Source organism: Streptacidiphilus sp. EB103A (genome assembly GCF_041261405.1).
GTDB lineage: Bacteria > Actinomycetota > Actinomycetes > Streptomycetales > Streptomycetaceae > Streptacidiphilus.
Genome location: NZ_JBGCAQ010000011.1, coordinates 224,984 through 248,497, shown reverse-complemented (window position 1 = coordinate 248,497; position 23,514 = coordinate 224,984). Strand labels below are relative to the sequence as shown.

Below are 23,514 nucleotides of genomic sequence, written 5' to 3'. Positions count from 1 at the left end.
ACTGCTTAGGACGCAGCCAGGATCTGACCGACGTATCGTGCCACCGCCCGGACGGCGCCCATGGTGCCCGGGTAGTCCATCCGCGTCGGCCCGACCACGCCCAGTTTGGCGACGGTCTCGTCGCCCGAACCGTAGCCCACCGACACGACCGACGTGGAATTCAGCCCTTCGTAGGCGTTCTCATGACCGATCCGAACCATCATGCCCGCGTCGGCGGTCTCCCCGAGCAGCTTCAGCAGGACCACCTGTTCCTCCAGCGCCTCCAGTACGGGGGCGATGGTGAGCGGGAAGTCGTGCGGGAAGCGGGTCAGGTTGGCCGAGCCGCCGATCACGACCCGCTCCTCGGTCTGCTCGGCCAGCGCCTCGAACAGGGTGCTGAGGACGGCCGTGACCGTGCCCCGGTCCTCCCGCTCGAAGCTGTCGGGCAGGTCCTGGAGCAGGATCGGCACCTCGACGAAGCGCTGCCCGCCGGCCCTGGTGTTCAGCCGGGAGCGGAGATCCGCGAGAACGGTCTCGCCGACGGCCGTGGGGCAGTCGATGAGCCGCTGCTCGACCCGACCGGTGTCGGTGATCAGCACCAGCATCAGCCGGGTCGGCGTCAGCGCGACCAGTTCGACGTGGCGGACCGTGGAGCGGGACAGCGAGGGGTACTGCACCACCGCGACCTGCCGGGTCAGCTGCGCCAGCAGCCGTACCGTGCGGGCCACCACGTCGTCCAGGTCGACGGCGTGGTCCAGGAAGCTGCCGATCGCCCGGCGCTCGGCCCCGGACATCGGCTTCACCTCGGTGAGCCGGTCGACGAAGAGTCGGTAGCCCTTGTCGGTCGGCACCCGGCCCGCACTGGTGTGCGGCTGGTGAATGTAGCCCTCGTCCTCCAGCGTCGCCATGTCGTTACGCACCGTGGCCGGCGACACGCCGAGATTGTGCCGTTCCACCAACGCTTTGGAACCGACCGGCTCCTCGGTGCCGACATAGTCCTGGACGATGGCACGCAGAACCGCCAGCTTGCGGTCGTCGAGCTTGCGCTCCTCAAGCACGGGGCACGCACCTCCTACCTACCGGTCCTGCCGGGCGCCGGGCGGAACTCTCTGGCCAGAACTGGCACTCTGGATGAAGGAGTGCCAGGAGCTGTCCGGCCAGTGTAAGGCGCGAGGGTACGCGACCGGAACGCCTGGGCCGTCCCGTACGTACCTGTTGGTAGGCCCGAACAGGGCAGAATTGGATAGCACGCACATTTTCGAGGAGGGGCCATGGCCAGGACACGCTTCGCACCGGACCGCGGGCTGACGAGCCGGATGCTGGCGACGATGTTCTTCATCGGCCTGCTGTACGTCGTGTTCGTGGGCGCACTGATCGTGCTGTTGAAGGGCGCCTGGCCGTTTGTGGTGATCATCGCCGGCGGCCTGTTCATCGCCCAGTTCTGGTTCAGCGACAAGATCGCGGCCTTCAGCATGGGGGCCCGCGAGGTCTCCGCGGAGGACTACCCCGAGCTGCACGGCACCGTGGACCGGCTCTGCACGCTCGCGGACATGCAGAAGCCCAAGGTCGCCGTCGCCCAGAGTGACATCCCCAATGCCTTCGCCACCGGACGCAACGAGAAGAACGCCGTGGTGTGCGTCACCACCGGTCTGCTGCGCCGGCTGGAGCCGGAGGAGCTGGAGGGCGTGCTGGCGCACGAGATGTCCCACGTCGCACACAAGGACGTGGCCGTGATGACCATCGCCGGCTTCCTCGGTGTGCTGGCCGGGATCATCACCCGGGTCGGGCTCCAGTTCGGCCTGTTCGGCGGCTTCAGCAGCCGGGACGACCGCGACGGCGACAACACCGCTGTGGCGGCCCTGATCGTCATCGGCGTCAGCGCCGTGGTCTACACCCTCAGCTTCCTGCTGACCCGGCTGCTCTCCCGCTACCGCGAGCTCTCCGCCGACCGCTCGGCCGCGCTGCTGACCGGCCGCCCCTCGGCGCTGGCCTCCGCGCTCACCAAGGTCAGCGGCCAGATGGCGGCGATCCCCACCCAGGACCTGCGCCGGGCCCAGCCGTTCAACGCCTTCTACTTCGCCCCGGCGGTCTCCGCCCGCCAGGCCGCCAGCCAGGCCTTCTCCACCCACCCCTCGCTGGAGAAGCGCCTGGAGCAGCTCGGCCGGATCAGCGCCGAGCTGGGCCGTCAGTAACCCCTCCCAGTCCCCCAGCACGCCTGCCCTCTGAGGAGCGAACCCATGGGCTTCCTGGACGCCCTGCTCGGCCGCACCAAGCCCGTGAAGCCCGACCTCGACCAGCTGTTCGGGCTGCCCTCGGCGGCGATCACCCTGGAGGCGGCGGCCGGGTTCAAGCCCACCGGCGTCGGCTCGGTGTGCTTCGCCTCCGTGGAAGGCGGCGCCTTCGCCCAGGTCCAGCAGGACGTGCAGGCGCTGCTCGACGCCGATGTCGCACGCGGCGGCATCGCCATCGAGTCGAGCCGGGACAGTTACGGCTACTCCTGGATGACCGTCCGTCAGCCCCCCGAGGACATCGTCTCGCTGGTCAACGACGTCCATGCGATCAACTCGGCGCTGGAGAGCACCGGTTTCGGCCCGCAGCTGCTCTGCTCGCTGGTGAACTTCACCGACGCCCAGAACCGTCCGCTCGCGCTGGTCTACATCTACAAGCGCGGCAGCTTCTACCCCTTCGCCCCCAGGCCCGGCGGCGGGGAGCGGCGCGACAACGCGCTGGAGCTGGAGATCAAGGCGATGCTCGGCAACGACCTGCGGGTCGAGCAGGACCTGACCCGCTGGTTCCCGGTCTGGGGAGCGCCCGGCCTGTGACCCGCACCTACGATCTGACCCCGCCCTGGAAGCGCTCCACCCCCGCCCGCGAGCTGCCCGCCGAGCGGGACCTGGTGGTGGAGGAGGTGGTGACCGGGTTCTGCGGCGCCGTGGTGCGCTGCGAGAAGACGGCCGAGGGCTTCACCGTCACCCTGGAGGACCGGCACCGCAGGCTGCGGGTCTTCCCGATGACGCCGAGCGGCTTCCTGGTGGACGGCAGGCCGGTCACCCTGGTGCGCCCCGGATCGGTCGCCCCGCCGGCGCCGGTCGCCCCGTCCCGGACGGCCTCGGGCTCGGTGGCGGTCCAGGGCGTGCGGGCGCGGGTGGCGCTGCCCAGCCGGATCTACGTCGAGGGTCGCCACGACGCCGAGCTGGTCGAGCGGGTCTGGGGCGACGACCTGCGGATCGAGGGCGTGGTGGTGGAGTACCTGGAGGGCATCGACGACCTGCCGGCCATCGTCGCCGGGTTCGCGCCGGAACCGGGGCGGCGGCTGGGCGTACTGGTGGACCACCTGGTGCCGGGCAGCAAGGAGTCACGGATCGCCGACCGGGTCAGCGGCGCCGACGTGCTGGTCGTCGGCCACCCCTACATCGACGTCTGGGCGGCGGTGAAGCCCGCCTCGGTGGGCATCGCGGCCTGGCCGGACGTGCCCCGCGGCGAGGAGTGGAAGGAGGGCGTCTGCCGCCGCCTCGGCTGGCCGGTGGACACCCCGGCGGCCTGGAAGCGCATCCTCGCCTCGGTGAACTCCTTCAAGGACCTCGACCCGGCCCTGCTGGGCCGGGTCGAGGAGCTCATCGATTTTGTGACTTCGTGACGGTCAGTCAGTAGGAGTGATCAGGCCAGCAGTTCCACACAGTCGTAGGCGAAGCCGGGGCTCAGGTAGCCGGTCCCGGTGGAGCCGCTGACCACGTCGATCCGCAGGGTGTTGGCGCCGGTCTTCAGCGCGCTCGCCGGGACGGTCCAGCTGTAGCTGTGGTTGTTGCCCCGGTAGGAGCCCACCGTCAGCGAGCGGGTGGCGGGCTCGCTGACGGCAGCCGGAATCGCCGAGGTCCAGCCGTTCACCGTGGCCCTGGGGCGGCCGTTCAGGAACGCCGTGCTGATCCCGATGGTGAGCGTGTGCGCGGTCGCGGCCTGGGCGGCAGTCAGGGTGAAGTCGACCAGCAGGCCGTCGTTGACGTCCCGCCACTGGTACGCCGGGAAGGCGCTGGTGGCGGAGGTGCCCACGGTGTAACTCCCGGTCCAGGCGGCCGCCCTGACATCCGAGGGGTGGGCACAGGTCATCAGCGCGGCGTTCTTGAACCCGGTCGGCGCACCGTTCCAGTCGCCGATCCGCCAGATCGCGGCCGAGTCGCTGGGGTCGGCCGTGACCGCGATCGTGTGGAGCATCGTCGTGCCACCCGCGGTGACCGTCACCGATCCGGTGTGGACCGCCAGTTCACCCTTGTAGACGGTGTAGGCGTAGGTCCCCGGCAGCATTCCGGTGCAGGAGAAGTAGCCGCTGCCCGCACTCGCCGAAGCCCAGTACTGGGCCTCGCTGTTGGCGAAGCCGACGGTGTACGGGACCGCGGTGTCCCGCCCGGTGATGCCCACCCCGGTCACCCGGCCGCGTCCGGCACGGCCGGTCCAGCCGACCAGGCCCAGGCCGTCCACCCAGGAGGTGTCCAGCCGGTCGTGGTACAGCGAGGCGGCCGGCGCACCGCCGTCGGTGAAGGCCAGGACGTAGGGTCCCTGCAGGCCGAAGCGCTCCGCCTCGGTCTGGTTCTCCCCGTAGTGCAGGATCTCGTAGAGCCCGGCCCCGTCGGTGTAGTGATGGCGCATCAGCGACCGGTAGAAAGGGCCGCCGGAGGCCTTCTCGTGGTTGCTGCGCACCATCCACATGCCGACCGAGCCGGTGCACCAGCCGACGTAGTCGTAGTCGATCACCCGCTGGTTGGAGTAGTGCTTGGAGCGGGTGGTCCCGTCCGGCTTCACCCGGATGTCCTGGGCCTCGATGAGGGTGTCGGTGGCGCTGTCCCAGCTGTCGGGGTTGTTGTTGGGGAACAGGCCCGGCCGCACCCGGACGATGTAGCGGGTGGCGGTGATCGAGGCGTCCGCCTTGTTGGTCCACATGTAGACGTTGTTCTCGCCGCTGCGGGCCGCGTAGTAGTGGTGCATGGTTCCGTGCACCACGGTGATCAGGATGGTGCCCGCGCTCTGCGCGATGCTGACGGCCGAACTCCCCAAGCCCGACTCCACCTGGGAGTTCTGTCCGCCGTAGCCCTGGTACTGGGTGCCGTCGTAGACCAGCGACGTCAGGTCGCCGTTGGTCCGGTGCACCTTGAAGACCAGTCCGCCACCGGTGGTGACGGTGTAGTAGCTGCCGTCGTCGGTGTAGCCGAAGGCGGCGGGGGCGGCCTGGGCCGAGGCGAGATAGGAGCCGACGCCGGCTCCTGCCGCGCCCAGCGCCAGACTCGCCCCGCCCGCGCGGACCAGGAGCTCCCGACGGCCGAGCCGGTGCTTGGGGTTGCTCATGACCAGATCCTCACAGGGTCGGGTAGCTGGGGAAGGTGCAGCTGGGAACGGAGCCGGCGGCGGCCATCGGGCTGGTGCTGGTGCTGGCGCCGACCCCGGTGCCGCTGGGCCTGAGGTTGCTGTTGTAGAGCCCGACGGTCGCGTAGGACGAAGTGGCGGCGGTGGTGTCCAGGCTGACGTTGGCCAGGGTCAGGCCCAGCGGGTAGCCGGCGTTCAGGCCCACCAGGGTGGACTTGGCGCCGCTCACCGAACTGGTGGACCTCAGCCCGTTGATGACGATCCCGGTGAAGTACGGGGTGTAGGAGCCGCTGCCCGAGGAGTAGTGGGTGTCGAAGACCAGCGGGGCCTTGACCGCCGTCAGGCAGTTGTTGAGGTAGCCGACCTGGGAGACCTTGCCGCCGCTGGCCGCCGAGGACTTGATCCGCAGTCCGGTGCTGCTGCCGCTGGCCGTTCCCGAACTGTCGGTCCCGGTCACGGTGTTGTTCTCGATCAGGACGTTGGTGACGCCGCTGTAGGTCTCCGAGCCGATGGAGATGCCATGGGTGCCGTAGAAGTGGCTGTCCTTGACGGTGATGTTGCTGCTGGCCTTCGAGCCGCCCTTGATGGCGATGCCGTCGTCGCCGTCCTGGATGTAGGAGTCCGCGATGGTGACGTTGGTGGCGCCGGCCGGGTCGATCCCGTCGGTGTTGCGGGCCGTGGCCGGGGTGTGGATCCGGACGCCCCAGGCGGTGAAGCCGTTGCCGCCGTTGTAGACCACGTGGAAGTTGGTGGAGTTGACCAGGTCGATGTCGTAGAGGGTGAAGTTGTCGGAGCTGTTGGCCTGGATCAGCCGCGGGTTGTTCTGGTTCTTGCCGGCCGACTGCGCGGCCGTGGCCAGACCCCACCAGGTGGTGCTGCTGCCCAGCATGGTCTGGTCACCGCGGCCGTCGATCCGGCCCTGGCTGCCGTTGCTCGAACGGACCGCCTCGACACCGGCGTTGGCGCCGGACACGGTGATCAGCGGGTAGCAGCCGTTGTTGGAGCTGGACAGGGTGCCGCAGGTGGACTTGCCGCTGATCTGGTAACTCGCGGGATTGCGCGAGCCGTAGAGGGTGACTCCGCTGTCCAGCAGCAGCACCTCCCCCTTGTGGACGGTCAACGGGCCGCTGAGGAAGGCGTTGTGGCTGCTGTCGGGGGCGGTGAGTTTGACCGCGACCGTGGCCGAGCCGGTCTGCGCGCAGGAGTTCAGCGCCGACTGGATCCGGGCGGTGTCCGGCGGGGTGGTCTCGTTGGCGGTGGTGGACAGGCGGCCGCTCATGGCCAGCGTGGAGCTGACCGTGGCGCAGACGGTGCCGGGGACGGTCGGCTGGGTGACGGTACGGGTGTCACCGGTGGCGCCGACGGAGACGCCCGAGCCGCCGGCCGTGGCACTGGCTGACGCCGTCGCGGTGGGAGCCGTCGTGGGCGTGGCGGTGGCGGTCGCAACCGCGGTCGCGGTCGCTGATGCGCTGCCGCCGGCGGTCACGGTCGGGTTCCAGCCGTCGGTGCCGGCCAGGTACTTCCGCACGGTGTAGTCGGCTGCCTGAGCCGCCGTCAGCTGCGGGGTGCTGGCATTGGTGGCCGCACCCGCACCGGTGTTGAGGTAGGAGTGGAGCCTCGCCGAGGTCCAGGAGAATCCGCTCATGTCGGTCCAGGGCGTGGCCTTCTTGACCGCGGCCGGCAGCACGGTGTTGCGGAAGACCACCTGGGCCACCGCCGTGCTGGTCGGGTGCCAGGGGCGGCCCAGGTAGTAGGTGTTGGCGGCGGCGCTGCTGGAGACCGTGCTGTTGCTGATCAGGAAGCCGTAGGTCTTGGACGACTCGGTGTTGGCCGCCGTGATGAAGCCGTTGAGGCCGCCGGCCGCCGCACCCTCGTCGATGGCCTGGATGTTGGCGTGGTCGAAGACCGCGGTGGCGTTGCCGAAGATGAAGTCGGTGTCGCCCTTGATGAAGACCGAGCTGAAGTACTGCCGGGTCTGCGCGGTGGCGCTCGGCGACCAGGCCAGCAGGGTGTCCTGGTGGCCGATGAACCGGTCGTTCCGGTAGACCTGCTTGTCGCCCTCCGCCGCCAGGGCCACGGCCTGGCCGTTGGCGACGGTCGGATGGGCGGCCTTCGAGAAGGAGTTGGTGATGGTGACGTTCGCCACGGTCATCCCGGCGGCGGCGAAGGTCGCGGTGGCGCTGCCGAGGGTGCCGTAGCTGGAGCCGTCGGACTTGGTCGTGCCCGCGGCGTTGCCGTAGCTGATCACGACGTCCTCGGCGTTGCCGGTGGCGCCGATGATGCTCAGCCCGGTCTTGCCGGAGGGGACGTTCACCGTCTCCTTGTAGGTGCCCTTGGCGATGCTGATGGTGTCGCCGGCCTTGGCCGCGTTCACCGCGGCCTGCACGGTGGTGTACTTCGCGCTGCCGTCCTTGGCCACGGTGAGGGTGGAGGCGGTGGACGTGCTCGCCGCGTCCGCGAACAGCGGCACGGCCGCCGCGCCGCCGAGCGCGACCAGCACGCTGCCCGCCGCGAGAAGGCGTCGGGTGGTGCGGGAACGGCGGTGCTGCTGCTGGGGAGTTCGGCTGTGGGATGGCACCGGAGCGGCCCTTCGTACGGGGGTCGGGGCGGCACCACCGGCGCATCGGTGGTGCCTTTACCGCTCAGTGGTTCGACTCCCGCAAAAGGTTGCCCGGTTCGCCGAACCTTTTCTTCAGCCGTTCGGGTGGGTCGCCGCGAAGTTCCCGTAGACCTCGACGGAGGAGCCATGGCCGGTGGCGGTGGCCCGGTAGCTGTCCCCGCCGGCGTCGCGGCCGACGGCGGCGTGGTTGTACTGGCCGGCGAACACATAGGTGCCCGGGGCCAGGGTCGCTCCCGGCTTCAGGCTGAACTCGTAGACCAGGGTGCCGCCCTGCTTGGTGACCGTGGTGACCAGGTCGGCGGCCGGGACGGTGGACCAGGAGCCGGTGCTGGCGAGACCGGGGGTGAACGCCAGGGTGACCTTCACGTCCAGCGCGGTGACGGTGTAGTGGTTCTTGAGCGTGATGTCGCTCTGCGACCAACCGGTCGTGCTGTACGGGTCGATGGAGCCGTCCGACCAGAGGAATCCCTGCTGGACCCGGGTAGCCCCAGCAGAAACCGACGGCGTGGACGGGGAGCCGGACGTCGTGGGCATGGGCGGCGTCGGCGTTGGCGCGGCACTCTCCGAGGGACTCGGCGAGACCACGGTGACCACCGGTTCCGTCGGCGCGGGAGCGCTGAACACCCCGACCGCCGCCCAGGTGCCGGCGACGCTCAGACCGAAGCCGACCGCGCTGGCCATGACGATCCCGGCGAGCCGCAGACCGCTCCGCCGCGAAGTCCGCCTGCGCCGACCGCGTGCCGGCGCGGGCGCGCTGAACTGCCCGCGTTCGATCCTGGCCAGCATCGCCGCACGGTCCGGCTGGTGGCCGTCCGCCTCGGCGCGCAGCACGGCGCCGAGGCGTTCCAGGTTCAGCTGCTCGTTCTGCCGGGACATCAGCCCTCCTCCCCTGCCGCGACGAGCCATTGTGCCTCAGGGCGTCCGGCCAGCAGCTCGGCGAGCTGCGCGGCGCCCCGGGACGTCTGGCTCTTCACCGTGCCCACCGATATACCCAGCGCCGCCGCGGTCTCACGCTCGGACAGGTCGAAGGCGTAGCGCAGCACCACGCAGGCCCGCCGCCGGTGCGGCAGCCGGCGCAGCGCGCCGCGGACGTCGACGACGGCCGGGACGTCCGCGGCGTCGACCGACTCCCGGTCCCGCCACAGCGCGCCCCAGCCGCGCAGCCCGGCCCGCTCGCGGGTGAGCCTGCGGATGCGGTTGCGGCAGAGGTTGGCGAGCACACCGCGTGCGTACGCCGCCGGGCTGTCGGCCGCGTTGACCCGGTCCCAGTGCCGCCAGACCTCCAGCAGCGCTTCGGCCGCGAGGTCGTCGGCGGCGTCGGCCTCACCGGTGAGCAGGTAGGCGAGGCGGGACAGCTCGCGGTGGCGTTGCTCGAAGAACGCGTGGAACGCCGCGTCGGTGGTGGCATTGCGCGGTGTCGTCGTACCGAAAGCCACCCCAGCCCCTCCCGGCTCTTGTCGCACCATAGGACAACAAGTGAGAAACAGTAGCGGATCCCGTCACGCGCTCAGTCCACCGGTCTCAGTCCGTAAGATCCCGAACCACCGCGTCGGCCAGCAGCCGTCCACGGAGCGTCAGCACCGCCCGCCCGGCGGCGAACGGCCCTGCCGCGAGCAGCCCGTCGGCCAGGGCCAGGTCGGCGGCCTTGCGTCCGGCTTCGAGCAGCAGGTCGAGCGGGCAGCCCTCGGACAGCCGCAGCTCCAGCAGGATGCGCTCCACCCGACGGTCCTCGTCCGTCAGCCGCTCGCGTCCCTGCGCCGGGGTGCGCGCCTCGGCGAGCGCCTGCGCGTACGCCGCAGGGTGTTTGACGTTCCACCAGCGCACGCCGCCGACATGGCTGTGCGCGCCGGGGCCGGCGCCCCACCAGTCCGCGCCGGTCCAGTAGAGCTCGTTGTGGCGGCAGCGGGCCTCGGGAGTGCTGGCCCAGTTGGAGACCTCGTACCAGTCGAGACCGGCGGCGCTGAGCAGTTCCTCCGCGATGAGGTAACGGTCGGCGTGCACGTCGTCGTCGGTCATCGGGATCTCGCCGCGGCGGATCCGGGCCGCCAGCCTGGTGCCCTCCTCGACGATCAGCGCATAAGCCGACACATGGTCCGGCTCCGCGCCCAGCGCCGCCTCCAGCGAGGCGCGCCAGTCGTCATCGCTCTCCCCCGGGGTGCCGTAGATCAAATCCAGGTTGACGTGCTCGAACCCGGCCGCCCTGGCCTCGGCGACGCAGGCCTCGGGACGGCCCGGGGTGTGCCGGCGGTCCAGCAGCTCCAGGACGTGCGGGCGGGCGCTCTGCATGCCGAAGCTCAGCCGATTGAAGCCGCCCTCGCGCAGCTCCGCCAGATAGGCCGGGTCGACCGACTCCGGATTGGCCTCGGTGGTGACCTCGGCCCCGTCGGCGAGCCCGAACTCCGCCCTGATCGCGGCCAGCATCCGGACCAGGTCGGCGGCCGGCAGCAGGGTGGGCGTCCCGCCGCCCAGGAACACCGTTTCGACCGGCAGCTCGGCGTCGCCGAGGACCCGGCGGGCGTGCCGGATCTCGGCGACCAGATTGTCCGCGTAGGTGTCCTGCGAGGCGACGGCCCCGGAAGAGCGCAGCTCGGTGGCGGTGTAGGTGTTGAAGTCGCAGTACCCGCAGCGGGTGGCGCAGTACGGGACATGGACGTAGAAGCCGAAGGGCCGCCGTCCGAGCTCGCTCAGCGCGTGCTCGGGCAGGGCCCCGTCGGCGGGGACGGCTTCGCCGTCGGGAAGTGCGGAGGGCATGCGCCCATTGTCCGGCATCGCGGACCACCCCTGCGGCGCCGTCCGGTGCGGCCGGGAACTCCCGCTCGTTGGGGTGATGGGTGTGGCGGGTATCGGAGGGGGCGTGGCGATGGGCCAGCAGGTTGCGGGCGGGGTGTCGGCGGAGCGGGGGACGGCCGGACCGGCGGGGCGTCCGCGCCGGCCGCTGTGGAAGGAGCTGCCGCTGCTCATCCTGGTCGCGCTGGTGCTGTCCGTGGTGATCAAGACTTTCTTCGTGCAGGCCTTCTCCATCCCCTCCGACTCGATGAACAACGCGCTGGTGCGGAACGACCGGGTACTGGTGGACAAGTTCAGCCCCTGGCTCGGGGTGACCCCGCAGCGCGGCCAGGTGATCGTCTTCCACGACCCCGGGAACTGGCTGAACCCGTCCGAGCTGCCGAAGCCCAGCAGCAGCGCGACGGTGCGCGGCCTGCAGTCGGCGCTCAGCTGGATCGGGCTGATGCCGTCGGCCGACGAGGCGGACCTGATCAAGCGGGTGATCGCGGTCGGCGGCGACACCGTGGTGTGCAACGCGGGCGCACCGGTCTCGGTCGACGGGGTGGCCCTCAGCGAGCCCTACCTCTACCCCGGGGCCACGCCCTGCGACAACGACCCGGTCGGCACGGTGACGATCCCCTCCGGCTACCTCTGGGTGATGGGCGACCACCGCAACGACTCCGAGGACTCCCGCTACCAGCGGCTGCACAACACCGGCGGCGGCCTGGTCCCGCTGAAGGACGTGGTGGGCCGGGCGTTCGTGGTGGCCTGGCCGGTCAGTCACTGGGCCACCCTGTCGGTGCCGTCGACCTTCAACCAGCGGGCCCTGCCGGCCGAGCACGGCAGCGCCGCCCCCTACGCCCTCACCGGCCTGACGGCCCTGGCCGGCGCGATCCCGCTGACGCTGTGGCTGCGCCGCCGCCGGGACGGATCGTCCTCCCCGGCGGCGACCGACTGACCGTGCTGAACCGACGAGCCGTCAGGCCTCGTTGGCGCCCTCGTACATCTTCGCGATGGCGTCGGCGTTCTCCCGCTCCACCACCGGGCGCTTGACCTTGAGGCTGGGCGTGAGCTCGCCGTGCTCGATGTCGAGGTCCCGCGGCAGCACGGTGAACTTCTTGACGGTCTGCCAGCGCTGCAGGTCGCCGTTGAGGCGCTGGACGAAGCCGTCGATCAGCTCGTGCACCTGCGGCGAGGAGCAGACCTCGGCGTAGGACTTCCCGGTCATGCCGTGGGCCCCGGCCCACGGCATGATGACCGGCTCGTCCAGGGTGATCAGCGCCGTGCAGAAGTTGCGGCCGTTGCCGATGACCAGGATGTTGCTGACGAACGGGCAGACCGCCTTGAACTTGCCCTCGACCTCGCTGGGGGCCACGTACTTGCCGCCGGAGGTCTTGAACATGTCCTTCTTGCGGTCGGTGATCTTGACGAAGCCGTCCTTGTCGATCTCGCCGATGTCACCGGTGTGGAACCAGCCGTCGCTCTCCAGCACCTCGGCGGTCTTCTCGGGCTGGTTGTGGTAGCCGCGCATCACGCCCGGTCCGCGCAGCAGCACCTCGCCGTCCTCGGCGATCCGCACCTCGGTGCCCGGGAGCGGGGTGCCCACGGTGCCGATGCGGTAGTCCTCGCCGGGGTTGACGGTCGATCCGGCGCTGGACTCGGTGAGGCCGTAGCCCTCCAGGATGTGCACGCCGGCGCCGGAGAAGAAGTAGCCGATCTCGGGGGCCAGCGCGGCGCTGCCGGAGACGCAGGCCCGCATCCGTCCGCCGAAGGCCTGGCGGATCTTGGCGTACACCAGCTTGTCGGCGACGGCGTGCTGGAGCCTGAGCCCGAGCGGGACCGAGCGGGTGCCGGTCGCGGTCAGCGACTCCTGGCCGGTGCGGGCGTAGTCGCGGGCGACCTTGGCGGCCCAGAGGAAGATCTTGTACTTGGCGCCGCCCTCGGCCCGGGCCTTGCCGGCGATGCCGTTGTAGACCTTCTCGAACACCCGCGGCGCCGAGGCCATGTAGGTCGGCTGGACCACCGGCAGGTTGTGGATGATCCGGTCCACCCGGCCGTCCACCGCGGTGACCGATCCCAGCTGGATGTGCCCGGAGGTGAGCGTCTTGCCGAAGACGTGCGACAGCGGCAGCCACAGGTACTGGACGTCGTCGGCGGTGAGCAGCCCGGTGCTGGACTGGGCCGCCGCCTGGTAGGACCAGCAGTCGTGGACCAGCCGCACGCCCTTGGGGCGGCCGGTGGTGCCCGAGGTGTAGATCAGGGTGGCCAGCTGTTCGCGGTCGATGGCCGCGACGGTGGAGGTGACCGCATCGGGGTGCTCCTTGAGGTGGGCGGCGCCGCGCTCCTCCAGCTCGGCCAAGGTCAGCACCCCGATGCCCTCCGGCGCCGGCTGCGACTCGTCCGGCCTGCTGCCGTCGACGGTGACGATGTACCTGAGCTCGGGCAGCTGCCCGCTCACCCCGAGGATCTTGGCGAGCTGGACGCCGTCCTCGGCGATGACCGCCCGGCTGCCGGAGTCCGCCAGTATGTAGGCGGTCTCGTCCGCGTTGGTGCTGGGGTAGACCGCGGTGACGGCCGCTCCGGCGCACATCACGCCGAGGTCGGCGAGGATCCACTCGATCCTGGTCGAACAGGAGATCGCGACCCGCTCCTCGGGACGGATCCCCAGCGCCATCAGGCCGCCCGCGATGGTCGTGACCTGCTCCGCGGCCTGGCCCCAGGTCATCGTGCGCCACTGCTCCGCACCGGGCGCGCCGTCGGCCGCGTGCTCGTCCACCGGCACCGGGTAGCGGTAGGCGACCCGGTCGGGGGTCTCCGCCACCCGGGACAGGAACAGCTGGGCCACCGAGTCGGGGCGGTTGTCGATCAGCGACGTCGCTTGCGGGGTCACTGCGGTGGGGGCGGGAGTGGGGGTGGGGCTCACGGCTACCTCCGAGGGCCCTGCGGCCGGGCCGAAACAGTAGTTAACTCACGAGTAACTAGCGGGCAACGATCAGAGTAGGACGTTCCGGACCTGTGCGTAAGGGGGGAGCCCTCATAACGGTCCGACCTGCGGTTCAGCCAGGGGCAAAGTTGCTTGCCGGTCGACAAGTAAGGAACCTAGGATGGCGGTCCTGAAGCGATGCCCTGCCTGCGCCCGAAAAAACCGGGTACGGCGTACGCAGATTGTGTCTATGCTCTGCCTGTAAGCGCTCTCCCTGTAACGCCGTCACCCCTTCGGGCGATGGCCCACCGCCACCCCTCCCGCCCTCGTCCTGAGAGACTCGCGTGCTGATCCGACTCCTGCGGACCCATCTGGGCCCCTACACCAGGCCCATGGGCGTGCTGGTGCTGCTGCAGCTGATCCAGACCATCGCCACCCTCTACCTGCCGACCCTGAACGCCGACATCATCGACCAAGGCGTGATCAAGGGCGACACCACCTACATCCTGCAGACCGGCGGGATCATGCTGGGCGTGACGGTGGCCCAGGTCGTCTGCGCCATCGGCGCGGTGTACTTCGGGGCCCGCACCGCCATGGCGCTCGGCCGGGACATCCGGGCCTCGATCTTCGACCGGGTGCAGTCCTTCTCCGCCCGCGAGGTCGGCGGCTTCGGGGCGCCCTCGCTGATCACCCGCAGCACCAACGACGTGCAGCAGGTGCAGATGCTGGTGCTGATGACCTTCACGCTGATGGTCTCCGCGCCCATCATGTGCATCGGCGGCATCATCCTGGCGCTCAACCAGGACGTCCCGCTGTCCTCGCTGCTGGTCGCCATCGTGCCGATCCTCGGGGTGATCATCGCGCTGATCGTCACGCGGCTGCGCCCGCTGTTCCGTGCCATGCAGGTCAAGATCGACTCGGTGAACCGGATCCTGCGCGAGCAGATCACCGGCCTCCGGGTGATCCGCGCCTTCGTCAAGGACGATCACGAGCGCGAACGCTTCGAGGAGGCCAACGCCGACCTCACCGAGACCGCGGTGCATGTCGGCAAGCTGATGGCGCTGATGTTCCCCATGGTCATGATGGTGGTCAACATCTCCAGCGTCGCCGTGATGTGGTTCGGCGCGCACCGTATCGACAGCGGCGGGATGCAGATCGGCGCCCTCACCGCCTTCCTCAGCTATCTGATGCAGATCCTGATGTCGGTGATGATGGCGACCTTCATGTTCATGATGGTCCCGCGCGCCGAGGTCTGCGCCGAGCGCATCGAGGAGGTCCTGGACACCGAGACCACCGTGCTGCCCCCGCTCGCCCCGGTCCGCGAACTGCGCCGGGCCGGCTTCCTGGAGCTGCGGGACGCCGAGTTCCGCTACCCCGGCGCCGAGTCGGCGGTGCTGCGCCATGTCAGCCTCAGCGCGCGGCCCGGCGAGATCACCGCCGTGATCGGCAGCACCGGCAGCGGCAAGACCACCCTGCTCACCCTGATCCCCCGGCTCTCCGACGCCACCGACGGCAGCGTGCTGGTGGACGGCGTGGACGTCCGCGACCTGGACCCGGCGCTGCTGGCGAAGACCGTCGGCCTGGTCCCGCAGAAGCCCTACCTCTTCACCGGCACCGTCGCCACCAACCTCCGCTACGGCAACCCCGACGCCACCGACGAGGACCTCTGGGCCGCGTTGGAGACCGCGCAGGCCAAGGACTTCGTCGAGGCGCTCGCCGAGGGCCTGGACGCGCCGATCGCGCAGGGCGGCACCAATGTCTCCGGCGGACAGCGCCAGCGCCTGGCCATCGCCCGGGTGCTGGTCCGCCGCCCGGAGATCTACCTCTTCGACGACTCCTTCTCCGCCCTGGACTACGCCACCGACGCCCGGCTGCGCGCCGCTCTCGCCCACGAGACCGCCGACGCCACCGTCGTCATCGTCGCCCAGCGCGTCTCCACCATCCGTGACGCCGACCGCATCATCGTCCTCGACGAGGGCCAGGTCGTCGGCACCGGCACCCACCGCGAGCTGATGTACAGCAACGAGACCTACCGCGAGATCGTCCTCTCCCAGCTCACCGAGGAGGAGGCGGCATGAGCGACTCCGAACAGGCTTCCGAGGAAGCAGCGGCGGCCAAGCGCCGAGGCCCCGCCCCCCTGCCGGGCCCGGGACGTTTCATGGGCGGCGCGCCCGTCGAGAAGTCCATGCACTTCAAGGCCTCCGGCAAGCGCGTGCTCTCGCTGCTGCGCCCCGAGCGGCATCTGATCGCCGCGGTGCTGGCCCTGGCCGCCGTCAGCGTCACCCTGTCGGTGATCGGCCCCAAGATCCTCGGACATGCCACCGACCTGGTCCTGGCGGGGGTCTTCGGCAAGCAGATCCCGGCGACCACCACCCAGGCGCAGGTCATCGCGGGCCTGCGCGCCAAGGGCGAGACCAAGCAGGCCGACCTGCTGGCCTCGATGAACATCCACCCCGGCCACGGCATCGACTTCAACGCCGTCGGTACGGTGCTGCTGTGGGTGCTCGCCATCTACGTCGTCGCCGGCATCTGCGGCATCATCCAGGCCCGGCTGGCCAACCGGGCCCTGCAGCGCGCCGTGAAGCGGCTGCGCCGCGACGTCGAGGAGAAGATCGGCCGACTGCCGCTCAGCTACTTCGACCAGCAGCCGCGCGGCGAGGTGCTGAGCCGGGTCACCAACGACATCGACAACATCAGCCAGACCCTGCAGCAGACGCTCAGTCAGATCGTCACCTCGCTGCTGACCATCGTCGGCGTGCTGACGATGATGTTCTACATCTCCTGGCTGCTCGCCCTGATCGCCCTGATCAGCGTCCCGGCCTCGGTCGTCGTCGCCGCCAGGGTCGGCAAGAAGGCCCAACCGCAGTTCGTGGCCCAGTGGAAGACCACCGGCAAGCTCAACGCCCACATCGAGGAGATGTACAGCGGGCACGCGCTGGTCAAGGTCTTCGGCCGGCAGGAGGAGTCCGCGGAGATCTTCAGGGAGCAGAACGAGAAGCTCTACGCCTCCAGCTTCAAGGCGCAGTTCATCTCCGGCCTGATCCAGCCCTGCATGATGTTCATCGGCAACATCAACTACGTCCTGGTCGCCGTCGTCGGCGGCCTGCGGGTCGCCTCCGGCGCCTTGTCCATCGGCGACGTCCAGGCGTTCATCCAGTACTCGCGGCAGTTCAGCCAGCCGCTGACCCAGGTGGCGAGCATGTCCAACCTGGTCCAGTCCGGTGTCGCCTCCGCCGAACGCGTTTTCGAACTCCTGGACGCCAAGGAGCAGGCCCCCGAGCCGGTCGAGCCACTGCGCCCGACCGAGCTCCGCGGCGAGGTCGCCTTCGAGAACGTGGCCTTCCGCTACCAGGCGGACAAGCCGCTGATCGAGGACCTCTCGCTGACCGCCGAACCCGGCCACACCGTCGCCATCGTCGGCCCCACCGGCGCCGGCAAGACCACCCTGGTGAACCTGCTGATGCGGTTCTACGAGGTGACCGGCGGCCGGATCACCCTGGACGGGGTGGACGTGGCCCGGATGGACCGGGAGGAGCTGCGCGCCAACATCGGCATGGTGCTCCAGGACACCTGGCTCTTCGGCGGCACGATCGCCGAGAACATCGCCTACGGCCGGGCCGGGGCCACCCGCGAGGAGGTCGTCAACGCAGCGAAGGCGGCCCACGTGGACCGCTTCGTCCGCACCCTCCCCGACGGCTACGACACCGTCATCGACGACGAGGGGACGGGCGTCAGCGCGGGCGAGAAGCAACTGATCACCATCGCCCGGGCGTTCCTGGCGGAGCCGTCCATCCTGGTCCTGGACGAGGCCACCAGCTCGGTCGACACCCGCACCGAGGTCCTGATCCAGCGCGCCATGGCCACCCTCCGCAGCGGCCGCACGGCCTTCGTCATCGCCCACCGCCTCTCCACCATCCGTGACGCGGACACCATCCTGGTGATGGAGAACGGCGCGATCGTCGAACAGGGCAGCCACAGCGAACTGCTCGCCGCAGAGGGCGCGTACGCGCGGCTGTACGCGGCACAGTTCTCGCAGGCTGTGGCGGAGGTGGACTGACCCGGCGTCAGCAATGCTGTTTCGACGGCCCGGTGGCGCATGAGCGCCGCCGGGCCGTCGGCTTCAGAGCCCCGCTGCTGCGTCGGCGAGCCAGGCCGCGAGGTACGGGGCGTACGAGGAGCGGACGAGCAGGCGTACCGCTGGGGCGGAGGCGTCGTGGACCTGCAGGATCACGCCGGTCTGTGCCAGCAGGGTCTGGACGCAGGTGCCCGTCGGGCTGGCGCTCGGGTGCAGGTCGATGGCGCAGCCCTGGGCGAGGACGTCGCGGACGTGCGGGCCGGTGAGGTCGAAGGCGGTGCGCTGGGCGGAGACGTCGGTGAGGGTGGCGAGTTCGGCGCTACCGGCGCCTACCGCCTCCCGGAGCAGGGGTTCCAGCTCGCCCGCGGCCTCCGCCGGTGCGACCAGCAGCCATTCGTCGGGGCCCAGCCAGAGCACGTCGGCTGCCCCCGCCGTACGAAAGGTGCACGGGGTCGTCGGGAGCTCGCCGTCGAGGGCCTTGGCCACGATGGCAGCGGCCGGGCCGGTCGGGTCGAGGCGTAGGGAGAGCTGGGTGAGGCGCGGAACTTCCACCACTGCTACGTCGCTTGCTGTGTCAGCCGTCACGGCGGGCTCCTTCCTTGTCGTAGAGCACCGGGTCGGTGATCAGTACCGCATGGACGCCGTCCTCCAGCGGGACGTAGATCGTGTCGCCGATGCGCTCGCGGCCCGCCTTGACCAGGGCGAGGGCGAAGGTGCGCCCGAGCGCCGCACTTCGGTAACTGGAGGTGACATGGCCGTGCATGGGGACGGGTGGCGCCGGAACCGTCTCGCCGCTGATGAGTTGGGCGCCCTCGGGCAGCAGCAGGTCCGGGTCCTCCGGGAGCAGGCCGACCAACTGCTTGCGGTCAGCGCGCAGGTTCTCCGCCCGTGCGAAGGAGCGCTTGCCCAGGAAGTCGGGCTTCTTCTTGGAGACCGCCCAGCCCAGCCCGAGGTCCTGCGGGGTGACCGTGCCGTCGGTGTCCTGGCCGATGATGGGGTAGCCCTTCTCGGCGCGCAGGACGTGCATGGTCTCGGTGCCGTAGGGGGTGATGCCGTACGGCTCCCCGGCGGCGATCAATACCTCCCAGACCCGCAGCCCCTCCCAGCCCCGGACGTTGACCTCGTACGCCAGCTCGCCGGAGAAGCTGATCCGGCACACCCGGGCCGGAACCCCGGCGACCGTCGCATCGCGCCAGGTCATGAAGGGGAAGGCGGCGTTGGAGACGTCCAGGTCCGGCGCGACGGCGGCGAGCACCGCTCGGGAGCGCGGGCCCACCAGCGGGATGGTCACCCAGTGGTCGGTGACCGAGGTGAGGGTGACCTTGAGCTCCGGCCATTCGGTCTGGAGCCACTCCTCCATCCAGTCCAGCACCTTGGCGGCGTTGCCGGTGGTCGTGGTGAGCAGGAACTCCTCCTCGGCCACCCGGATGACGGTGCCGTCGTCCAGCACCATGCCGTCCACGCCGCACATCACGCCGTAGCGGGCCGCTCCCGGCTTCAGCGTGCTCATCAGATTGGTGTAGACGCGGTCGAGCAGTTCGCCCGCGTCCGGTCCCTGGACATTGATCTTGCCGAGGGTGGAGCCGTCCATCAACGCCACGGACTCCCGCGCCACTCGGCACTCGCGCAGCACCGCCGCGTCCATGGACTCGCCCGGCCGCGGGAAGTACCAGGGGCGCTTCCACTGGCCGACGTTCTCGAACTCCGCCCCGTGGGCGGTGTGCCAGGAGTGCAGCGGGGTCACCCGCACCGGGTCGAAGAGCGCGCCCCGGTCCCGTCCGGCCAGCGCGGCGAAGGACACCGGCGTGTAGGGCGGACGGAAAGTGGTGGTGCCCAGCGACGCGACATCGACCCCGAGCGCCTCGGCGACGATGCCCGAGGCAATGACGCCGGAGGTACGGCCCTGGTCGTGGGCGGTGCCGATGGTGGTGTAGCGCTTGACGTGCTCCACCGAGCGCAGCCCGGCTCCGGTGGCCCGGAGCACGTCGGCGACGGTGGCGTCGCGCTGGAGGTCGACGAAGCGGGGGCGGGGCTCGCCGCCGTCCTGTTCGGCCGGGTCGGGGACCGACCAGAGGACCAGCCCTGGGGTGCGATCCGGCGTCGGCTCGACTGCCGGGACCGGGAACGGGATCGAACGACCGACCGCCCCTGCCCCGTCCGCCAGGCACTCGGCGAGCGTGGCGCACCCCCGGGCTGATCCGGCAACCCGGATGCCCGGCAGTTCGCCGGCGGGGAGGAACGCGCCGCGCGCCGGGTCGTACCGGAGGGTGCCCCGCGCATGGCTGTACAGGTGCGCCACCGGGTTCCAGCCGCCGGAGACCAGCAGCAGGTCGCAGTCGACGCCCCGGCGCAGGCCGTTGAGCCGCCCGCCCGCGTACGGCGCGGTGTGCGCGCGGGTGATCCGCTCCGATCCGCTGGTCCCGGTCACCACCTCCCCCGCGCGGACCTCGATGCCGCGCCGGGCGCACTCCTCCGCCCACGCCTCGGGCACCCGGGCGCGGGCGTCGACCACGGCCGTGACGGTCGCACCCGCGTCGGCGAGGTCGACCGCCGCCCGGTAGGCGCTGTCGTCGGTGGTGCACACCGCCACCTGACGCCCCGCCAGCACGCCGTAGCGGTGCAGATAGGTGCGCGCCGCGCCGGCCAGCATGATCCCCGGCCGGTCGTTGTCCGCGAACACCAGCGGACGCTCGTGCGCCCCGGTGGCGACGACGATCCGCCGGGCCCGCAGCCGCCAGATCCGCTGCCGGGACATCCCCGGCGGGGCCGCGAACCCCAGATGGTCGGTGCGGCGCTCCAGCGCCAGGACGAAGCCGTCGTCGTAGTAGCCGAAGGCCGTGGTCCGGCTGAGTACCCGCACATCGGGGAGCCCGGCCAGCTCGGCCGCGACCCCCGCGGCCCATTCCGGGCCCGGTCGGCCGTCCAGCGTCTCCGCGCTGCCGAGCAGCGATCCGCCCGGCTGCGCCTGGTCGTCGACCAGGACCACCCGCTGCCCGTCCCGTGCTCCGGCCAGTGCGGCCATCAGCCCGGCCGGGCCGGCGCCGACCACCAGCAGATCGCAGTGGGCGTGCACAGCGTCGTAGCGCGCCGGGTCGGGGCCGGGGGCGAGCCGCCCGCGTCCGGCCAGACCGCGCGCGACCAGTCCGGCGTACAGCTCCACCGTCGTGGCCTGGAGCATCGGCTCGGGGAACGGCGCCTCGATCTGCACCAGCGCCGAGGGCTCCTCGACACCGGCCGAGACGATGCCGCGCGGACGCCCGGTGCGGATGCCGGTCGCCACCCGGTGCACGCCGTTGGCGAGCAGCGCGGAGGCCAGGCTGTCGCCGGGATGGCCGGAGTACGTCCGGCCGTCGAAGCTGAACTCCAGGTCGGTGCCCTGGTCCACCAGGCCGCGGCCGGGCAGGCGGAAGGATGCTGCGGTCACGGGGCTCATGGGGTGGGCACCTCCGGGCGGGGCTCGCCGCTCCGGTACACGGCCAGCAGTCGGTGGGTGGCGGTGTCGCGGACGGCGTTGAACCAGCGGCGGCAGCCGGCGCTGTGCATCCAGCGCTCGGCGAAGGGGCCCTTGGGGTTGTCACGGAAGAAGACGTACTGCGCCCACTCCTCGTCGGTCAGGCCCTGCGGGTTCTCGGGGTAGGCGACATGGGCCTGGCCGCCGTAGTGGTACTCGGCCTCCTCGCGCGGGCCGCACCAGGGGCAGGGGATGAGCTGCATGCGCGTTCCCTCCTCTCAATGGGCTCAGTGGGCTCAGTGGGCCACGGCGGCGGCGCCGTGCTCGTCCACCAGCGCTCCGGTGGTGAAGCGGTCCAGGGTGAACGGGGCGTTGTAGGGGTGCGGTTCGTCATGGGCGATGGTGTGCGCGAAGCACCAGCCGACCCCCGGAGTGGCCTTGAATCCCCCGGTCCCCCAGCCGCAGTTGAGGTAGAGGCCGTCGACCGGGGTGAGCCCGATGATGGGCGAGGCGTCCGGGGTGGTGTCCACGATCCCGGCCCAGCTGCGCAGCAGGTGCGCCCGGGCGAAGACCGGGAAGAGCTCCAGCGCCGCCGCCATCTGACGCTCGATGATGTGGAACGATCCGCGCTGGCCGTAGCCGTTCTGGCTGTCGATGCCGGCACCCATGACCAGTTCGCCCTTGTGCGCCTGGGAGACGTACACATGCACGGCGTTGGACATCACCACGGTTGGGTGGACCGGTTCCAGCAGTTCGGAGACCAGGGCCTGCAGCGGATGGCTCTGCAGCGGCAGCCGCAGCCCCGCCATCCCGGCCAGGACCGAGGTGTGGCCCGCCGCCGCCAGCGCGACCTTCCCCGCCGCGATCCGGCCCCGGGTGGTGTTCACCCCGACGACGCGCCCCGCGCGGATGTCCAGGCCGGTGACCTCGCAGTCCTGGATCAGGTCGATCCCGTACTCGTTGGCCCGGCGGGCGAAGCCCCAGGCCACGTAGTCGTGCTTGGCGATGCCGGCGCGCGGCTGGTAGGTCGCACCGAGCACCGGATGGCGCACGTCCGGCGAGATGTTCACGATCGGGCAGACCTCGGCGACCTGCTCGGGCTCCAGCCATTCGGCGTCGACCCCGTTGAGCTGGTTGGCATACACCCGCCGCCGGCTCTCGCGGACGTCCTGCAGGGTGTGGGCCAGGTTGAGCACCCCGCGCTGGCTGAACAGCAGCGGGTAGTCGAGGTCCTCCTCCAGCCCCTCCCAGAGCTTGAGCGCGTGCTCGTAGATCGCGGCGCTCTCGTCCCAGAGGTAGTTGGAGCGGATGATCGTGGTGTTGCGGGCCATGTTGCCGCCGGCCAGCCAGCCCTTCTCCAGCACCGCGACCCGCCGGATGCCGTGGTTGCGCGCCAGGTAGTAGGCCGTCGCCAGCCCGTGGCCGCCACCGCCGACGATCACCACGTCGTAGCCGGACGCGGGGTCGGGGTTGCGCCAGAGGAAGTCCGGATGATCGACATCGGGATCGTCGGCGTCGTGTTGGTGAGAGCTCGCCTGCGGCATGCGACTCCTTGGAATCCCCGTGTGCGACGACTGATATATCAGTTGTTGCGCTACGGTAGGTCCATCGGCGGAGCAGCGTCAAGAAGTCCCAGGGAGGTCCCCCGACCATGCCGGTCAGCAGCGGTACGGTCGCCCCTTCACTGGCCGAACAGGCCTACCGGACCCTCACCGACCAGCTGGTGACCCTGCAGATAGCCCCGGGGTCCCCGCTCAACGACGAACAGCTGGCGCGGGAGCTGGGCGTCGGGCGGACGCCCGTCCGGGAGGCGCTGAAGCGGCTGGAGGCGGAGCGCCTGGTCGTGGCGTACCCCCGCCGGGGCACTTTCGCCACCGAGGTGCACCTCACCGACCTCGGTCATGTCTCGGAGGTGCGGCGACAGCTGGAGCCGCTGGCGGCCGCCGCCGCGGCCCGCCGGGCCACCGCCGCGGACCGGGAGCTGCTCGCCGGACTGGCCGACCTGGTGGCCGAGCGGAGCGGCCGACCGTCCACCACCCCGCTCGAGCTGATGCGCCTCGATCTGCGGCTGCACCGCGCCGTCTACGCCGCGACCGGCAATCCGTACCTGGAGTCCACCCTCGTCAGCTACGACAATCTGGCGACCCGGATCTGGTGCCTGTTCCTGGACCGGCTCCCCGGCCTGGCCGGACATGTCGGCGAGCACAGCGGTCTGCTGCGCGCGATCATCGACGGCGACGCGGAGCGTGCTGCGGCGTGTGCGACCGACCATGTGACGGGCTTCGAAGCCGCGATCCGCGCCGTGCTCTGACCGAGAAACCCACGCGAAACCGCTCAGCAAAAAGCCT

At 70.7% G+C, this 23,514-nt stretch carries 16 protein-coding genes and 1 pseudogene; 7 read left to right on the top strand and 10 right to left on the bottom strand.

Going from position 1 to position 23,514, the window contains the following annotated elements; all coding sequences use genetic code 11:
* Nucleotides 1–5: 5 nt before the first annotated feature.
* Nucleotides 6–1,037, bottom strand: coding sequence for a heat-inducible transcriptional repressor HrcA (gene hrcA, locus ABH941_RS20100; protein ID WP_370130790.1), 1,032 nt, complete (start codon nucleotides 1,035–1,037; stop codon nucleotides 6–8).
* A 213-nt stretch (nucleotides 1,038–1,250) separates the two neighbouring features.
* Between hrcA and htpX the strand changes: the two genes are divergently transcribed.
* Genes htpX through ABH941_RS20085 form a run of 3 tightly spaced genes read left to right on the top strand, consistent with a single transcriptional unit; the run spans nucleotide 1,251 to nucleotide 3,616 of the window.
* On the top strand, nucleotides 1,251–2,171 hold the full coding sequence (gene htpX, locus ABH941_RS20095; RefSeq protein ID WP_370130789.1) for a zinc metalloprotease HtpX: 921 nt from the start codon (nucleotides 1,251–1,253) through the stop codon (nucleotides 2,169–2,171).
* 45 nt (nucleotides 2,172–2,216) lie between these two features.
* Entirely contained in the window at nucleotides 2,217–2,801 is a 585-nt protein-coding gene (locus tag ABH941_RS20090; protein ID WP_370130788.1) for a hypothetical protein, read from the top strand.
* Nucleotides 2,798–3,616, top strand: coding sequence for a DUF3097 domain-containing protein (locus ABH941_RS20085; protein ID WP_370130787.1), 819 nt, complete (start codon nucleotides 2,798–2,800; stop codon nucleotides 3,614–3,616). Before ABH941_RS20090 ends, ABH941_RS20085 begins: the two co-directional genes overlap by 4 nt.
* A gap of 20 nt (nucleotides 3,617–3,636) precedes the next feature.
* Here ABH941_RS20085 and ABH941_RS20080 read toward each other — a convergent pair whose 3' ends face one another.
* The 5 genes from ABH941_RS20080 to hemW form a co-directional block, all read right to left on the bottom strand.
* Entirely contained in the window at nucleotides 3,637–5,313 is a 1,677-nt protein-coding gene (locus tag ABH941_RS20080) for a rhamnogalacturonan lyase B N-terminal domain-containing protein (RefSeq protein WP_370130786.1), read from the bottom strand.
* Nucleotides 5,314–5,323: 10 nt separating this feature from the next.
* Nucleotides 5,324–7,909, bottom strand: a complete 2,586-nt coding sequence (locus ABH941_RS20075) for a pectinesterase family protein (protein ID WP_370130785.1) — start codon at nucleotides 7,907–7,909, stop codon at nucleotides 5,324–5,326.
* Nucleotides 7,910–8,023: 114 nt separating this feature from the next.
* Nucleotides 8,024–8,827 (bottom strand): hypothetical protein, encoded by an 804-nt coding sequence (locus ABH941_RS20070; RefSeq protein ID WP_370130784.1) that lies wholly within the window; start codon nucleotides 8,825–8,827, stop codon nucleotides 8,024–8,026.
* The gene (locus ABH941_RS20065) at nucleotides 8,827–9,387 is read right to left on the bottom strand and encodes a SigE family RNA polymerase sigma factor (protein WP_370130783.1); all 561 of its coding nucleotides are present in this window, start codon (nucleotides 9,385–9,387) and stop codon (nucleotides 8,827–8,829) included. The genes ABH941_RS20070 and ABH941_RS20065 overlap by 1 nt, the downstream gene beginning before the upstream one ends.
* Nucleotides 9,388–9,472: 85 nt before the next feature.
* Nucleotides 9,473–10,702, bottom strand: coding sequence for a radical SAM family heme chaperone HemW (hemW, locus tag ABH941_RS20060; RefSeq protein ID WP_370130782.1), 1,230 nt, complete (start codon nucleotides 10,700–10,702; stop codon nucleotides 9,473–9,475).
* Nucleotides 10,703–10,811: 109 nt separating this feature from the next.
* On the opposite strand from hemW, the gene lepB reads away from it, so the two are divergent.
* Nucleotides 10,812–11,675 (top strand): signal peptidase I, encoded by an 864-nt coding sequence (gene lepB, locus ABH941_RS20055; RefSeq protein WP_370130781.1) that lies wholly within the window; start codon nucleotides 10,812–10,814, stop codon nucleotides 11,673–11,675.
* 21 nt (nucleotides 11,676–11,696) lie between these two features.
* Here lepB and ABH941_RS20050 read toward each other — a convergent pair whose 3' ends face one another.
* Complete coding sequence (locus tag ABH941_RS20050) at nucleotides 11,697–13,640, bottom strand: long-chain fatty acid--CoA ligase (protein ID WP_370130780.1); 1,944 nt, start codon at nucleotides 13,638–13,640, stop codon at nucleotides 11,697–11,699.
* 344 nt (nucleotides 13,641–13,984) lie between these two features.
* Here ABH941_RS20050 and ABH941_RS20045 point away from each other — a divergent pair, with 344 nt between their 5' ends.
* Both ABH941_RS20045 and ABH941_RS20040 read left to right on the top strand, forming a co-directional pair.
* Nucleotides 13,985–15,718: an ABC transporter ATP-binding protein gene (locus tag ABH941_RS20045; RefSeq protein WP_370130779.1), complete on the top strand. Its 1,734-nt coding sequence runs from the start codon at nucleotides 13,985–13,987 to the stop codon at nucleotides 15,716–15,718.
* Complete coding sequence (locus ABH941_RS20040; protein WP_370130778.1) at nucleotides 15,715–17,697, top strand: ABC transporter ATP-binding protein; 1,983 nt, start codon at nucleotides 15,715–15,717, stop codon at nucleotides 17,695–17,697. The genes ABH941_RS20045 and ABH941_RS20040 overlap by 4 nt, the downstream gene beginning before the upstream one ends.
* 63 nt (nucleotides 17,698–17,760) lie before the next feature.
* On the opposite strand, the gene ABH941_RS20035 is transcribed toward ABH941_RS20040, so the two are convergent.
* The 3 genes and pseudogenes from ABH941_RS20035 to ABH941_RS20025 all read right to left on the bottom strand — a co-directional run bounded on the left by ABH941_RS20035 (nucleotide 17,761) and on the right by ABH941_RS20025 (nucleotide 22,710).
* Entirely contained in the window at nucleotides 17,761–18,300 is a 540-nt protein-coding gene (locus ABH941_RS20035) for a sarcosine oxidase subunit gamma (RefSeq protein ID WP_370130777.1), read from the bottom strand.
* Nucleotides 18,290–21,429, bottom strand: a pseudogene (locus ABH941_RS20030) (sarcosine oxidase subunit alpha family protein). Before ABH941_RS20030 ends, ABH941_RS20035 begins: the two are co-directional and overlap by 11 nt.
* A gap of 33 nt (nucleotides 21,430–21,462) precedes the next feature.
* Nucleotides 21,463–22,710, bottom strand: coding sequence for a sarcosine oxidase subunit beta family protein (locus ABH941_RS20025; RefSeq protein ID WP_370130776.1), 1,248 nt, complete (start codon nucleotides 22,708–22,710; stop codon nucleotides 21,463–21,465).
* A gap of 107 nt (nucleotides 22,711–22,817) precedes the next feature.
* Here ABH941_RS20025 and ABH941_RS20020 point away from each other — a divergent pair, with 107 nt between their 5' ends.
* On the top strand, nucleotides 22,818–23,477 hold the full coding sequence (locus tag ABH941_RS20020; RefSeq protein WP_370130775.1) for a GntR family transcriptional regulator: 660 nt from the start codon (nucleotides 22,818–22,820) through the stop codon (nucleotides 23,475–23,477).
* Nucleotides 23,478–23,514 lie beyond the last annotated feature (37 nt).